General features: G+C 65.2%; 14 protein-coding genes and 1 tRNA gene. 9 read left to right on the plus strand and 6 right to left on the minus strand.

Features of this window, described 5'->3' with window-relative positions:
- Nucleotides 1-126: 126 nt before the first annotated feature.
- From folC to FOB72_RS02710, 5 genes are all read left to right on the plus strand, one after another.
- Nucleotides 127-1,437, plus strand: coding sequence for a bifunctional tetrahydrofolate synthase/dihydrofolate synthase (folC, locus tag FOB72_RS02690; RefSeq protein ID WP_150371120.1), 1,311 nt, complete (start codon nucleotides 127-129; stop codon nucleotides 1,435-1,437).
- A gap of 49 nt (nucleotides 1,438-1,486) precedes the next feature.
- Nucleotides 1,487-2,281 carry an SPOR domain-containing protein gene (locus FOB72_RS02695; RefSeq protein ID WP_150371121.1) on the plus strand — a complete coding sequence of 265 codons (795 nt, stop codon included), beginning with the start codon at nucleotides 1,487-1,489 and terminating at the stop codon, nucleotides 2,279-2,281.
- A 66-nt stretch (nucleotides 2,282-2,347) separates the two neighbouring features.
- Nucleotides 2,348-2,845 carry a CvpA family protein gene (locus FOB72_RS02700; RefSeq protein ID WP_150371122.1) on the plus strand — a complete coding sequence of 166 codons (498 nt, stop codon included), beginning with the start codon at nucleotides 2,348-2,350 and terminating at the stop codon, nucleotides 2,843-2,845.
- Between the two features lie 116 nt (nucleotides 2,846-2,961).
- The gene (gene purF, locus FOB72_RS02705) at nucleotides 2,962-4,497 is read left to right on the plus strand and encodes an amidophosphoribosyltransferase (RefSeq protein ID WP_150371123.1); all 1,536 of its coding nucleotides are present in this window, start codon (nucleotides 2,962-2,964) and stop codon (nucleotides 4,495-4,497) included.
- 20 nt (nucleotides 4,498-4,517) lie between these two features.
- Nucleotides 4,518-5,723 carry an O-succinylhomoserine sulfhydrylase gene (locus tag FOB72_RS02710; RefSeq protein WP_150371124.1) on the plus strand — a complete coding sequence of 402 codons (1,206 nt, stop codon included), beginning with the start codon at nucleotides 4,518-4,520 and terminating at the stop codon, nucleotides 5,721-5,723.
- A gap of 59 nt (nucleotides 5,724-5,782) precedes the next feature.
- Here FOB72_RS02710 and FOB72_RS02715 read toward each other — a convergent pair whose 3' ends face one another.
- Nucleotides 5,783-6,646, minus strand: coding sequence for an ABC transporter permease (locus FOB72_RS02715; protein ID WP_150371125.1), 864 nt, complete (start codon nucleotides 6,644-6,646; stop codon nucleotides 5,783-5,785).
- A gap of 1 nt (nucleotide 6,647) precedes the next feature.
- Nucleotides 6,648-7,559: a nodulation factor ABC transporter ATP-binding protein NodI gene (gene nodI / locus FOB72_RS02720; protein ID WP_150371126.1), complete on the minus strand. Its 912-nt coding sequence runs from the start codon at nucleotides 7,557-7,559 to the stop codon at nucleotides 6,648-6,650.
- Between the two features lie 151 nt (nucleotides 7,560-7,710).
- On the opposite strand from nodI, the gene FOB72_RS02725 reads away from it, so the two are divergent.
- Nucleotides 7,711-8,328 carry a LysE family translocator gene (locus FOB72_RS02725; RefSeq protein WP_150371127.1) on the plus strand — a complete coding sequence of 206 codons (618 nt, stop codon included), beginning with the start codon at nucleotides 7,711-7,713 and terminating at the stop codon, nucleotides 8,326-8,328.
- Between the two features lie 65 nt (nucleotides 8,329-8,393).
- Here FOB72_RS02725 and rpsU read toward each other — a convergent pair whose 3' ends face one another.
- On the minus strand, nucleotides 8,394-8,606 hold the full coding sequence (rpsU, locus tag FOB72_RS02730) for a 30S ribosomal protein S21 (RefSeq protein WP_029044331.1): 213 nt from the start codon (nucleotides 8,604-8,606) through the stop codon (nucleotides 8,394-8,396).
- A gap of 402 nt (nucleotides 8,607-9,008) precedes the next feature.
- Here rpsU and FOB72_RS02735 point away from each other — a divergent pair, with 402 nt between their 5' ends.
- Nucleotides 9,009-10,571, plus strand: coding sequence for a M14 family zinc carboxypeptidase (locus FOB72_RS02735; RefSeq protein ID WP_150371128.1), 1,563 nt, complete (start codon nucleotides 9,009-9,011; stop codon nucleotides 10,569-10,571).
- A gap of 73 nt (nucleotides 10,572-10,644) precedes the next feature.
- Here FOB72_RS02735 and FOB72_RS02740 read toward each other — a convergent pair.
- The 3 genes from FOB72_RS02740 to fdxA form a co-directional block, all read right to left on the minus strand.
- Nucleotides 10,645-10,720: transfer RNA gene (locus tag FOB72_RS02740), tRNA-Asn, on the minus strand.
- A 215-nt stretch (nucleotides 10,721-10,935) separates the two neighbouring features.
- Nucleotides 10,936-12,042 carry an NAD(P)/FAD-dependent oxidoreductase gene (locus tag FOB72_RS02745; RefSeq protein ID WP_150371129.1) on the minus strand — a complete coding sequence of 369 codons (1,107 nt, stop codon included), beginning with the start codon at nucleotides 12,040-12,042 and terminating at the stop codon, nucleotides 10,936-10,938.
- An 87-nt stretch (nucleotides 12,043-12,129) separates the two neighbouring features.
- A complete protein-coding gene (fdxA, locus tag FOB72_RS02750; protein ID WP_150371130.1) occupies nucleotides 12,130-12,453 on the minus strand; it encodes a ferredoxin FdxA in 324 nt (107 codons plus the stop codon).
- A 332-nt stretch (nucleotides 12,454-12,785) separates the two neighbouring features.
- Here fdxA and FOB72_RS02755 point away from each other — a divergent pair, with 332 nt between their 5' ends.
- Nucleotides 12,786-13,307 carry a hypothetical protein gene (locus FOB72_RS02755; RefSeq protein WP_150371131.1) on the plus strand — a complete coding sequence of 174 codons (522 nt, stop codon included), beginning with the start codon at nucleotides 12,786-12,788 and terminating at the stop codon, nucleotides 13,305-13,307.
- A gap of 88 nt (nucleotides 13,308-13,395) precedes the next feature.
- Nucleotides 13,396-14,571 (plus strand): nicotinate phosphoribosyltransferase, encoded by a 1,176-nt coding sequence (gene pncB, locus FOB72_RS02760; RefSeq protein WP_150371132.1) that lies wholly within the window; start codon nucleotides 13,396-13,398, stop codon nucleotides 14,569-14,571.
- The last annotated feature ends 15 nt before the right edge of the window (nucleotides 14,572-14,586 follow it).

Consider the following 14,586-nt stretch of genomic DNA (forward strand, 5'->3'; position numbering starts at 1 on the left):
GCCGCCGCAATACGGAACGGCGCGGGCGGTTGACGCGCCGTTTTTCATTTGGAGCGCGCAGTTGCCCCGCACTGTTTGCGCTCCCGCAGGTCCAACGCTAGTACGATCCTCCGCCGCCCCGCTGAAATGCCCATCTTCCACAATCTTCCCGACTGGCTGACCCATCTGGAAACCGCGCACCCTGTCGGCATCGACATGGGCCTGACGCGCATCACGCGCGTCAAGGAAGCGCTCGGCCTGCGCATCGACGCCGTGGTATTCACGGTGGGCGGCACCAACGGCAAGGGCTCGACCTGCGCGATGCTCGAGCGCATCCTGCTCGAGGCCGGCTACAAGGTGGGCTGCCATACGTCGCCGCACCTGATCTCGTTCAACGAACGCGCGCGCATCAATGGCGAGTTCGCGACCGACGCGCAGCTGCTGCCGCACTTCGAGGCCGTGGAGCGCGCGCGCACGAGCTTCGCCGATCCGGTCAGCCTGACGTACTTCGAATTTACGACGCTCGCGATCATCCACATGTTCGCGCAGGCGGGCCTCGATGCGATGGTGCTGGAAGTGGGGCTCGGCGGCCGTCTGGATGCCGTCAACGTGATCGATACCGATTGCGCGGTGATCACGAGCGTCGATATCGACCACACGCAGTACCTTGGCGACACGCGCGAGAAGATCGGCTTCGAGAAGGCCGGCATCTTCCGCCCGCATGTGCCCGCGATCTGTGGCGATCCGATGCCGCCGCAGTCGCTGATCGCGCATGCCGAGGAAATCGGCGCCGACCTGTGGCTCGTCGGCCGCGATTTCCAGCATCAGGCCGCCAAGGGCCAGGAGCGCCAGCAGTGGGACTGGAGCGGCCGCGACCGCAAGCTCAACGGGCTTGGCTATCCCGCGCTGCGCGGGGCCAACCAGCTGCTCAATGCCTCGGCCGCGCTGGCGGCGTTGCAGGCCATGCGCCCGCGCCTGCCGGTGAGCGCGCAGGAAGTGCGCAACGGGCTGGCCTTCGTCGAACTGCCAGGCCGATTCCAGGTCATGGCGGGGCGCCCGACCGTGATTCTCGATGTGGCCCATAATCCGCATGCGGCGGCGACGCTGGGCCAGAACCTCGAGAATATGGGGTTTTTCCGCTACACCTATGCGGTGTTCGGCGCGATGCACGACAAGGACATTGCGGGCGTGCTGCAGCACGTCGGCGACAAGATCGACCACTGGTGCCTGTGCGATCTGCCCAGCGAACGCGCGGCCAGCGCGGCCGAACTGCTGGAGAAACTCGAGGCCAGCGGATTCGAGGCGGGACCGGATAATTCGGCCGCGTGTTTTGCGAGTCCCGAACTGGCGTATCGGGACGCCATCGGCAGAGCGACCGAGAATGATAGAATTCTGGTCTTCGGATCGTTCTACACGGTTGCAGGCGTGCTCGCATACCGCGCCACGCAGGCAAATTGATCAACGCTGATCAACGCTGATCGACCTCGAACCATTTTTCTAGGCATCCATGGGCCTGCTTTCGCTGTTCTCGTCCCGCAAGGGCAAAGATTCGACGAGACAATCGACGGGAAGAGACGTCAATCCCGAGCGGGGGCGGCGCTCGCGCACGGATTCCGCTCCTCCCTCGCGTGGCCGCGCCAGTGCGTCGAGCGAGTACGCCGACGACACCCTCGATCCCGATTTCCCGCAGAAGCAGCGCGCGCGCCGTCGCCTGATCGGTGCCGTGGTGCTGCTGGCCGTGGCCATCATCGTTCTGCCCATCATCTTCGAACACAAGCCGCGCCCGGTGTCGGAAGACATCGCGGTGAAAGTGGCGAACGGGGCGGCGCAGGGGCAGAAGCCCAAGGTCGAGCCGCGCAAGGCGGATCCGCTGCCGCCGGCCCCCGCTGCGTCCTCGCGCAACGATGCCGCGCTCGATGCCGGCGAGGAAATCGTGAACACAACGGGCGGCAACGCTGCGGCCGCGGCCAGGCCCGCCGAGGCGAAGCCGGCCGAGGTGAAGGTTGCCGACAAGCCCGCCGCCAAACCTGCCGACAAGCCCGCGGACAAGGTCGGCGACAAGGCCACCGGCAGCGGCAAGTACCTGATTCTGATCGGCGCGTTCGCCTCCGAGGAACGCGCGAAGAACTGGCTGGCCAAGCTCAAGGAGAGCAAGGTGCCGGCCTATGTGGAAAAGAAGACGCTTGCCGATGGCGAGCGCAACCTGTTGCGTGCGGGCCCGTTCAGCGATCGCGAAGCGGCCGAGGCGGCCGAGAAGCGCGTCCGGGCCATTGGCCTGACATCGAAGCTGGTGGAACAGTAAGCGGCCATTGCAGGCTGTCCGATCGGCCCCATCTTCGAGGAACGCGCGGTAGCGCCCATGACAGGCATGGCACTGACTTTTTTTGACTACGGCGTTGCCTTCATTCTGGTGGCGTCGGCATTGATCGGCATCCTCCGCGGACTGGTGCGGGAGCTGCTGGCGCTGGTGGGCTGGGTGGTGGCGCTCGTGGTGGCGTATCACTTCGGCGCGACGGTCGCGGCCTGGATGCCCGAGTCGCTGCCGGGCGGCCAGCTGACGCGCACGGCGCTGGGCTACGTGGCGGTGTTTCTCGCGGTCTGGATCGGTGCGGCGCTCGCGGGCACCGTGCTCGGCCAGCTGCTGGAGACCACGGGCCTGAAGCCCGCGGATCGCGGGCTGGGCCTGATCTTCGGGCTGGCGCGCGGCGCGTTGCTGATCATGGTGATCGTCACGGTCGCGAGCCTGACGAAATTGCCCGAGGAACCGTTCTGGCGAGACGCGGTTTCCCGGCCTTACGTGACCCAGGCCATCGAGGCCGCGCGGCAGTGGCTGCCGCCGGAGCTGGCCAGGTACGTGAGGACCTGAACATCGATTTACGGGAACCGTGCCACAAGCGGGTTTCCGAACAACGCGGGTTCGCTCTCAGGGCGGGCCGCGCCCCCTGAATTCTTTGCAATTTTGCATTCCGTTGGGAGCTTGGCATGTGCGGTATCGTCGGCGTGGTGTCCACTTCGCCTGTCAATCAGTTGATCTATGACAGCCTGCTGCTGTTGCAACATCGCGGGCAAGATGCAGCCGGCATCGCCACCGCCAACGGCAGCACCTTCCACATGCACAAGGCCAACGGTCTCGTGCGCGATGTCTTCCGTACCCGCAACATGCGCGGCCTGCCCGGCGCGGCCGGTATCGGCCAGGTACGTTATCCGACCGCGGGTTCCGCCTCCAGCGAGGAAGAGGCCCAGCCGTTCTACGTCAATGCGCCGTACGGCATCATGCTGGCGCACAACGGCAACCTGACCAACTGGCGTCAACTGCGCGAGGAAATGTTCCGCCGCGACCGTCGCCACATCAACACGCATTCCGATTCGGAAGTGCTGCTGAACGTGCTGGCCGACGAACTCCAGCGCGCGAGCAACGGCAATTCGCTCGACCCGGAAGTGATCTTCCGCGCCGTGGCCGGCATGCACCGCCGCGTCAAGGGCGCGTACGCGATCACCGCGCAGATCGCGGGCTACGGCATGCTTGCCGTGCGCGATCCGTTCGGCATCCGTCCGCTGTGCCTGGGCAGCATCGATACGCCGACGGGCAAGGAATACATGGTCGCGTCGGAATCGGTGGCGCTCGAGGGCATCGGCTACACGATGGAGCGCGACGTGGCGCCGGGCGAAGCGATCTTCATCGACCTCGACGGCAAGCTCTACAACAAGCAGTGCGCCGACAATCCGGTGCTCACGCCCTGCATTTTCGAATACGTGTATCTGGCGCGTCCCGACTCGTGCCTCGATGGCGTGCCCGTCTACGACGCGCGCCTGCGCATGGGCGACTACCTGGCCGAGAAGATCCGCAAGGAAATCTCGGGTGGCGATATCGACGTGGTGATGCCGATTCCCGATTCGAGCCGTCCGGCCGCCATGCAGGTGGCGAACAGCCTCGGCGTGGATTATCGCGAAGGCTTCTTCAAGAACCGCTACGTCGGCCGCACGTTCATCATGCCGGGCCAGGCCGTGCGCAAGAAGTCGGTGCGCCAGAAGCTCAACGCGATGGGCGTGGAGTTCAAGGGCAAGAACGTGCTGATCGTCGATGACTCGATCGTGCGTGGCACCACGTCGTTCGAGATCGTCCAGATGGCCCGCGATGCCGGCGCCAACAAGGTGATCTTCGCTTCGGCCGCGCCGCCCGTGAAGTTCCCGAACGTGTACGGCATCGACATGCCGACGCGCAGCGAGCTCGTGGCCCACGGCCGTACCGACGAGGAAGTCGCGCAGATGATCGGCGCCGACAAGCTCGTGTACCAGGACGTGGAAGCGATGAAGCAGGCCGTGCGCGACATCAACCCGGCGCTGCGCGACTTCGATGCGTCGTGCTTCGATGGCAAATACATCACCGGCGATATCGACGAAGCCTACCTCGAGCGCCTCGAGACCGCGCGTAGCCAGGCCGATCGCGACGGCACCAGCGCCAGCGGCGACACGGAGCGTTCGCAACTGCATCTGCAGCGTTCGGGCACCAACGAGTAATCGAAGACCATAACCACAAGATGAGCGAACCGTTCGATCCCAATGCCCTCGGCATCGACACGCTGGGCGTGCGCGCCGGCACCCTGCGCAGCGAGTTCCAGGAGCACTCGGAGGCGATGTACCTGACCTCCAGCTTCTGCTTCGCCAACGCCGCGGAAGCCGCCGAGCGCTTTGCCAACTCGGAAGAGGCGTACACGTACTCGCGCTTCACGAACCCGACCGTGTCGATGTTCCAGGCGCGGCTGGCCGCGCTCGAAGGGGCCGAGGCCTGCCAGGCCACGGCCTCCGGCATGAGCGCGATCCTGTCCGTGGCGCTGGCCACGCTGCAGTCGGGCGATCATATCGTGAGCTCGCGCTCGATCTTCGGTTCGACGATGACGCTGTTCAACACGGTGCTCGGCAAGTTCGGCGTGGAAACGACCTACGTCGATGGCGGCGATGTGTCGGCGTGGCGTGCGGCCGTGCGTCCCAACACGAAGCTGTTCTTCCTCGAGACGCCGTCGAACCCGCTGACCGAGGTGGCCGATATCGCCGCCGTGGCCGATATCGCGCACAACGCGGGCGCGCTGTTCGTCGTCGATAACTGCTTCTGCTCGCCGGCGCTGCAGCAGCCGCTGAAGTTCGGTGCCGACGTCGTCGTGCATTCGGCGACCAAGCATATCGACGGGCAGGGCCGTGTGCTCGGCGGCGCGATCGTCGGGACGCGCGACTTCATCATGGGCAAGGTGTTTCCGTTCGTGCGCACCGCGGGTCCGACGCTGTCGGCCTTCAACGCATGGGTCATGCTCAAGGGCATGGAAACGCTGGCCATCCGCATGGAACGCCATTCGTCGAACGCGCTCGCGCTGGCCGAGTTCCTGGAGTCGCATCCGGCCGTCGCACGCGTGTTCCATCCGGCGCTGAAGTCGCATCCGCAGTACGAGACCGCCAGGCGCCAGCAAAGCGGTGGCGGGGCGATCGTCTCGTTCGAGCTGAAGGGCGCGACGGCCGAGCAGCAGCGCGCCAACGCATGGCGCGTGATCGACAGCACGAAGCTGTGCTCGATCACGGGCAATCTCGGCGATACGCGCACGACCATCACGCATCCGTACACGACCACCCACCTGCGCGTGACGCCCGAGGCCAAGGCGGCCGCCGGCATCAGCGAAGGCCTGATCCGCCTGTCGGTGGGCCTGGAGTCGGTCGAGGACCTGAAGGCGGACCTGCTCCGCGGCCTCGGTCAGTAAAGGCTTTGCCCTCTCCCTGCGGGGAGAGGGGCCTCCCTTCCTTCTTTCCCGTCTTTCGCTTACTTCAGCATCCGCCGGCGCAGCAACACCAGCGCCAGCACCAGCGCGACCACCGCATAGACCAGCAGCACGCCCAGATGCAGGCCCACGTGCTGTACCGGCGTGCCCAGCATCAACGGACGGATCAGCGCCACGGCATGCGAGAGCGGCAGGAAGGCCGTGGCCGTGCGCACGCCTTCCGGTAACTGCTCGAGCGGGAAGAACACGCCGGACAGCAGCAGCATCGGCGTCATCACGAGCGTCTGGTAGAACATGAAGAAGTCGTAGCCCGGCGCCAGCGACGTCACGATCATCGCGAGGCTCGCGAACGTGATGCCCGCGAGCACGATCACGGGTAGCGCCATGAGCGCGCCAGGCATCTTCGCATAGCCGAGCGCGCCCGCCACGAGCATGATGGCCACGCCGGACAGCACGGCCTTGCTGGCCGCCCATACGATCTCGCCCAGCACGACGTCCCCGAGCGTGAGCGGCGCATGCATGATGGCCTCCCACGTGCGCTGCACGTGCATGCGCGAGAACGCCGAGTACATCGCCTCGAAGCTCGCCGACATCATGACGCTGGACGCCGTGGTACCCGCCGCGAGAAACGCGATATACGACACGCCGCTGACCTGGCCGACCAGCAGTCCCAGCCCGAGCCCCAGCCCGAACAGATAGATCATCGGGTCGGCGAGATTGCCGATCATCGAGGGAATCGCGAGCTTCTTCCACACCATGAAGTTGCGATACCAGACCATCATCCAGTTGCGCGCATTGCGCGGCAGCAATGGCTGGGGGTAGTGCGTGGGCACGGCCGCGGCGCCCGCTATCGAGGCGGTGCCCGCGCGGTTCACGCCGGTATTGGGGGGATCCTGTTCGCTCATCTCAATCTCTCATGTCGCGGCCGGTCAGCTTGAGGAATACGTCCTCGAGATTCGCGGGCCGGTGCAGATAACGGATGCCCGCGCGGCCATGGAGCGCGGCCAGCAGCGGCGCGGGCTCGCGCACGTAACAGTACAGGGTCTCGCCACGCATCTCGCAGCGCTGGCCGAGGGGGCGGACCACTTCGTGGATCGGCCCCAGCTCGTCGCCATAGATCTCCACGACGTCGCAGCCGATCTCGCTGTCGATCAGCTCATGCGGCTTCCCCTCGGCGATCTTGCGGCCCCCGTCGATCACGCACAGGTGGTCGCACAGGCGTTCCGCTTCCTCCATGAAGTGCGTGGTGAGCAGAATGGTCTTGCCCGCGGCGATCAGCGACTTCAGGCGTTCCCAGATCAGGTGGCGCGCCTGCGGATCGAGGCCGGTCGTCGGCTCGTCCATCACGAGCAGATCGGGATCGTTGATCAGCGCGCGCGCGACCGTCAGCCGCCGGCGCATGCCGCCGGAGAGATCGCGCACCTGCGCCTTGGCGCGGTTCTCGAGCCGCGCGAACTCGAGCAGCTTCGGCACGCGCTCCTCGATCACGGCGGACGAGAGACCGAAGTAACGGCCGAAGATGCGCAGGTTCTCGATCACCGAGAAATCGGGATCGAGGTTGTCGAACTGCGGCACCACGCCAACACGCATGCGTGCCTGCGGCGCGCGCTGCGGAATCGGTTCGCCGCACAGCGTAAGCGTGCCGGAGGCGGGCGTGGTGAGCCCCAGCAGCATGCGCAGCGTGGTGGTCTTGCCGGCGCCATTGGGTCCCAGCAGCCCGAAGCACTGGCCACGCTGGACTTCGAGGTCGAGGTCGTCGACCACGACGGTGTCGCCGTAGAGCTTGCGCACCTTGCGCAGTTGGAGGATGGCAGTCAAGGCTGGCCTCGTTGGATGCAATACCCGCCATTATGCCGATCGTCGCGTGCCGCAATGCAGCACCAATAACATCGGCAGGGGACATGCAGACAGCGGGCGAGCTTTGTACTACGCTGTGGCGACTACAACCTTCGACGCAGGGGACAGAAAGATGTCGTTCGAACACTGGCTCGCATTCGTGCTGACGAGCATCGTGATCCTGATCATCCCGGGACCGACGATCCTGCTCGTGATCGGCGATGCGCTCGCGCATCGCGGCCGCAGCGCCTTCGCCACCGTGGCCGGCGTGGCCGCCGGAGACCTCACCGCGTTCACGCTGTCGATGGCGGGGCTGGGCGCGGTGCTCGCGGCCTCGGCCACGCTGTTCACCGCGCTCAAATGGGCCGGCGCCGCCTATCTCGTGTATCTGGGCGTACAGGCGCTGCGATCGGCGGGCAGGGCGGAGGCCATGCAGGTATCGTCGCAGGCCGGCAGCGGCCGCCAGCGCTTTGCCAAGGCGTGGCTGGTCACGGCGCTGAACCCGAAGAGCATCGTGTTCTTCGTGGCGTTCGTGCCGCAGTTCCTGGACCCGCATCTGGGGTTCTGGCAACAGGCCGTCGTGCTGATTCCGACCTTCGTCGTGATGGCGAGCGCCAATGCGATGGTCTACGCGCTGCTGGCGCGATCGCTGGCCACACGGCTGACCACGCGCCGTGCGCAGTCGAACGTGCAGCGGGCCGGCGGCATCACGCTGATCGGGGCCGGTGCGCTGATCGCGGCCAAGAGCTGAGATAGAAACCCGGGACGAAAAAAAACCGCCAGCTTGCTGGCGGTTTTTTTACTTGCTGATCCGAATCAGTACAGCTTCTTCGGCAGCATTTGCATGCGGAGACGCTTGCGCAGGCGCGATTCAGCAGCCTTCTTCTTGCGCTTGCGCTCGGTCGTCGGCTTTTCGTAGGCCGTACGGCTCTTCAGTTCCACGATCAGGCCAGTCTGCAGAATGGCGCGACGGAAACGACGCATTGCAACTTCAACGGGCTCACCCGGTTTCAGAACGATCTTAGTCAACTCAGTCCTTTAGGAAATGCCGCGGGCAGCGGCGGTTCATACGGGGGGAAACGTCGTCGCAGTCCGGCTCCGGAGCCTTGGGCGACTGAGGTATGCACGCTACGGCGAGTGCCGCGGTGCCCCCCGAGGACCTGCAAGAGAGCGATCGGGGTGTTCTGGCCAAATTTTCCTACGTAGGTAAAAACTTGGCGGGGCCTACCTGTTTCCTTGGATATTGCGCAAGTAATACGCCGGTAAGCTTTTACAGGTTTACGGGTCGGGCGTCAAGTGAAAGCGCCCTGAACGGGTCAGGCGGCGCCGCCAAGTGCGGCGGTGTCCCTTCGGAAGTTTCGGAAGGCGGCGATGGACCCCGGATATCCCCGCGTATAGCTTTCAGCACACGACTGCGATGCGGGGGATGTCATGCGCGAGGGTGGCTGGCGAGGGATGCTGTGCAAGGTGTTGATCGGCGCCGTGGCGGCCTGGGGCCATCCGCGGGTATCGCTGGCCGCGCTGGCCGCGTCAAACCCCTTCGATGCCGTGGCGGCCTGCTATCGCGGCGTGGCGCGCATCCAGACGGATATGGCGGAGCTCGAACGGCATTATCCGCAGCTAGCGCGCGTGGCGCTGGTCGGGCAGACGTGGAGCCAGCGCCAGATTCAGTCCCTGCGCGAGCTGGTGGGGCGCATCCTGCCGGCACGTGTCCTGCCGGTGCATGTCGAGCGCGCGCGCCGGCACGGCATCGTGGCGCTCGTGCTCGGCAACCGTGCGGGCCCGCCGCGCCGCGACAGGCCGCGCATGGTGATCACGGCGGGATTGCACGCGCGGGAGCTCGCATCGTCCGAGGGCGCCATGCGGTTCGCTGAATGGCTGTTGCGAAGCTATGGTGAGGATCCCACCGCGACATGGCTGCTCGATCGCCACGAATTCCACATCATCGTCCACGCGAATCCCGATGGCCGTGTCATGGCGGAGCAGGGCGTTCTCTCGCGAGGCGGCGGCTGGCGCAAGAATCTCAATGTCGTGGACGGTCATTGTTCCGCCTCCCCGATCGATTCCGGCGTCGATCTCAATCGCAATTTCCCGCACGGCTGGGGTCGCAGCACGCAGGCATCGGCGAGCGATCCGTGCGACGAGACCTATCGCGGTCCGGCACCGCTGTCGGAGCCTGAGACGCAGGCCATCGTGCGATACATCGCCGGCGTGCGTGACGGCGATGGCAGATATCGCGGCGGCATAATGTCTGACTTGCGGTCTGACCTGCGCGCGGGCTGGCCCGCGCCGGCCGATTACCCGGGCCTCTACGTCGATCTGCACAGCTTTGGCGGATGGATCCTGTGGCCCGATGACGATGCGCGCGCGATGACCGCGCTTGCGCAGCGCATGGCCTGGCTCACGCGCTATCGCGCGGTGCAGCGTCTGGGCTATGCCGTCGATGGCGATGCGGCGGCCATGTTCCGCGCGACACTGGGTGTGCCGTCGCTCGTGATCGAGATGGCGAAGTCGTTCTACGAGCCATGCTACGAATTCCAGCGCACCAGCCTGCCGCCGGTTCTCGATGCACTGCGTTACGCGGCCCGCACGCTCGGTGCGCCACAGGCGCTCTCGCGTGGTCCCGATGTGGCGCAGATCCGGTTATCGGCGTCGCGCGCGCGACAGGGCGAGGTCGTGACCGTTTCCGCGACGCTCGACAGCGATCGGTATCGATACGATCGCGGCTTGCGCGGTCAGCCGCCCGTCAGGCGCACGGTGCCGCGGATCGCGGTGGCGGGGCACGCCGCGGTGCGTGCGATGCCGGGAGACGTGGGTGCCGTGCCTGTCGTGCTGCGCGTGAATCGGCGATCGGGCGCGACGGCCGAGGTATCGGGCACGCTGGAGACCGCGGACCTGCCGGTCGGGCGGCATCTCGTGTTCGTGCAGGGGATTGGGCTGGGAGGACTGCGCGGCGCGCCCGATGCCGTGTTCCTCGATATCGAGGATTCTTGAAGCACGCACAAACGAAGCGTGTACCAAAGAAAAAAGGCCGATGCTTTCGCATCGGCCTTCCTTCTCTATCGGTTGGCTCCCCGACCTGGGCTCGAACCAGGGACCTACGGATTAACAGTCCGGCGCTCTACCGACTGAGCTATCGGGGAACAGCTGAGAAAGAGATTATAACCAGCTTCTCTTCGTTTCGTCAACAACTTTTTGACGTTTTGCTTTCGTGTGAATGCATGTCGGAAGTCGCTGCTGAAACTCTGGTTCGCTGTTTGTCCTGCTCAACAGCGAGGCCGCATTATAGCGACGCTTTTTGGTTTGTGCCAGAAAAAAACCGCCCGGAGGCGGTTTTTTCTTTCGCGACCGGAAACGATCAGTCGAACACCGGCGAATCGACGCCGAGGATCTTGTGCAGCTTCGGCGAAGTCGTCGTGTACTGCATGTGGATCTTCTTCTCGGGGAAGATGTACGGCGCGGCGCCGAACGCTGCCAGCGCGCACTCGTGGAAGCCCGACAGGATCAGCTTCTTCTTGCCCGGGTAGGTGTTGATGTCACCCACCGCGAAGATGCCCGGGACGTTCGTCTGGAACTTCTCGGTATCCACCTTGATCTGCTTGCGCTCGAGGTCCAGGCCCCATTCGGCGATCGGGCCCAGCTTCGGCGACAGGCCGAAGAACACGAGCAGATCGTCGAGCGGCAGGCGGCGCGTCACGCCGTCGGCACCGGCCACCTTGATCTCGGTGAGCACGCCGTCCTTCTCTTCGTAGCCGCTGATCTGGCCGACCAGGAACTGCATTTCCATCTGGTCGCACAGCTCCTTCATCTTGGCCACCGAGGCGGGTGCCGCGCGGAAGCCATCGCGACGGTGCAGCAGCACGATCGACTCGGCCTTGCCGTGCAGGTCCAGCGCCCAGTCCAGTGCGGAGTCGCCGCCGCCGACGATCACGAGGTTGCGGCCGTGGAAGCGGCTCGGATCCTTCACGCGGTAGAACAGCTGCTTGCCGTCGAACTTGTCGATGCCCTCGACCTTCACGGTACGCGGCTGGAACGAGCCCACGCCTGCGGCGATAAAGATGGTCTTGGTCAGGAAGCGCGTTCCGAGCGAGGTCTCGACGAAGAAGCGGCCGTCTTCACGGCGCTCGACGATCGTGACTTCCTGGCCCAGGTGGAACGTCGGTTCGAACGGCTCGATCTGCTTGAGCAGGTTGTCCGTCAGTTCCTGGCCCGTGCAGATGGGCACGGCGGGGATGTCGTAGATCGGCTTGTCCGGGTAGAGTTCGACGCACTGTCCGCCGACCACCTTGAGCGAGTCGATCACGTGCGCCTTGATCTCGAGCAGGCCCAGCTCGAAGACCTGGAAGAGACCGACGGGGCCGGCACCCACGATCAGCGCGTCGATTTCCAGCGGCTGGCCGCCGGCGTTGCCACCGTTGCCTTGCTGCGTCGCGTCGGCCACGGGATTGGGAATGCTCAAGTCCATATTCGTCCTGATACGTTGTGGGCACCGGGTGCCCGGCATTGCGGGAAAGCGCGTGGGGACGGCTTTCGTATTGCTTGTTGGTTGGTCTTAGCGCTGCAGGTATTGCAGCTTGTCGGTGGCGTCCTTCCACTCCTCGGCCTCGGGCAGCGGGGCCTTGGTCTTGGTGATGGACGGCCAGCTACGGGACAGCTCGGCATTCAGATCGATGAAGTGCTGCTGATCGCCGGGCACGTCTTCCTCGGCGTAAATCGCGTTCACCGGGCACTCGGCCACGCACACGGCGCAGTCGATGCATTCGTCGGGGTCGATGGCCAGGAAGTTCGGGCCTTCGCGGAAACAATCGACCGGACACACATCAACGCAGTCGGTATAGCGGCAACGGATGCAGGAGTCGGTGACAACGTGAGTCATTTCGGTTCCAGAAAAACGGGCGGTCTTCGATGGGGAAACTGGTTAGGCCACTTGTGTCGAGCGCAATGGTTTGACGCAAAGGCTTGAACGCGCAGGCTTGAACTCATAGGCGAGCGCGGGCCGTGGCCTTTCAAAGACCGCTATTGTAGCCGAGCCTTCCGGCAAGGATAGCGACTCTATATAGCTGGGTCAGACAGTTTTCTTATTTCTTTATGTGCTTCCGGTGCAAAACTGCCCGGAACGCCGCCTCGGACCGTGCATTCCGAACATTTGACGAGTGATTCCGGCCTACTATTCCCTTATATTTCCCGGGTCTTTAGGAGTTTTGCCCGATGCTGTTTTCCTCCCGCACGCGTATGCAGCTGCTTGCCGCGCCATGGATCGCGATGGCCGTCGCCGTCCCGCCCGCCGGCGAGGCGTCGGCCCAGACGCTGGCCGTATCGAACACGACCGACAGCGTGGTGGCGCGGCTCGTGGCATCGCGCGCCCGCGACGACCAGCCCGTCATGCTGTCGTCCCTGACGCCCTTCGAGTGGGACAGCTTCAGCGTGATCCGGGTGCCGGCGGGGGAAAGCATGGCCAACTGCGGCCGGCAGGGGTTCCTGCCGTGCGGGCCCGAGCTTCGCCCGTCGCCGGACGGCGTGGTGCAGGTGCTGCGGTTCGACCGGAACGGCGAGGCCGTCTACGAGGAGCGCATCATGGCGGCGTCGGGCCGGTTTGCCGACCCGTTGCCGAACGCCGTGCCGCGCGCGCACGCGACGCTCGTATCGTGCCCGGGGCCGGCGCGGCAGCCGGTCTGGTGCGTCAAGCCATACGGACCGCGCCCCGCGCAGCGCTTTCTCGACGGCGGCTGAGCGGGCCGGTGTGTGCGCCCGCGCGCGGGACTTCGGTTAGGATGTCTGCCTCCGCGGGTGCTGGCGCCCGCTTGCCTCATGGCCCGTTATGATCATTCGCTCGCTGCTCGACACCGACCTGTACAAGTTCACGATGATGCAGGTGGTCCTGCACCATTTTCCGCAAGCGCAGGTCGAGTACCGGTTCAAGTGCCGCAACAAGGTCGACCTGACGCCGTACGTTGACGATATCCGCGACGAGATCGCGCAACTGTGCGAGCTGCGCTTCACGGAAGAGGAGCTCGACTACCTGCGCGGCATGCGCTTCATCAAGAGCGACTTCGTCGACTTTCTCGCGCTGTTCCATCTCAACCAGAAATACGTGACCGTGGCGCCGTCGGCGAACGGCAACGGCGAGATCGACATCACGATCCGCGGGCCGTGGCTGCACACGATCCTGTTCGAGGTGCCGCTGCTCGCGATCGTCAACGAGGTGTACTTCCGCCGCACGCAGCCCGAGCCCGATCTCGCGGAAGGGCGCCGCCGCCTCGATAGCAAGCTCGCGCTGCTGCAGGCCGCCCCGTATGCGGACTGTGTGATCGCGGACTACGGCACGCGCCGGCGGTTCTCGCGCGACTGGCAGGAAGAGGTGCTGCTGACCGCGCGGCAGACGCTCGGCCCGCAGCTTGCGGGCACGAGCAACGTGCACTTCGCGCGGCTGCACAACATGACGCCGCTCGGCACGATGGCGCACGAGTACCTGCAGGCCTGCCAGGCGCTGGGCCCGCGCCTGCGGGACTCGCAGGTGTTCGCGCTCGAGAACTGGGCGCGCGAGTATCGCGGCGACCTCGGCATCGCGCTGTCCGATACCTATGGCTTCGATGCGTTCCTGCGCGACTTCGACCTGTACTTCTGCAAGCTGTTCGACGGCGTGCGCCACGATTCGGGCGATCCGCTCGAATGGGGCGAACGCATGCTCGCGCACTATGCGGACAATCGCGTCGATCCGCGCGGCAAGACGCTGATCTTCAGCGACAGCCTGAACATTCCGAAGGTCATCGAGCTGTACGAGCGGTTTCGCGGCCGCTGCCGGCTCGCGTTCGGCGTCGGCACCAACCTCACCAACGACCTGGGCTATACGCCGCTGCAGATCGTGATCAAGATGGTGCGCTGCAACGGCCAGCCCGTGGCCAAGCTGTCGGATACGCCCGAGAAGACGATGTGCGACGACCCTGGCTATCTGGCCTACCTGCGTCAGGTGTTCACGGTTCAGCGCGCCGCTTAGGATTATTCATGACGC

It is taken from the genome of Cupriavidus pauculus, from assembly GCF_008693385.1.
GTDB classification, from domain to species: Bacteria; Pseudomonadota; Gammaproteobacteria; order Burkholderiales; family Burkholderiaceae; genus Cupriavidus; species Cupriavidus pauculus_D.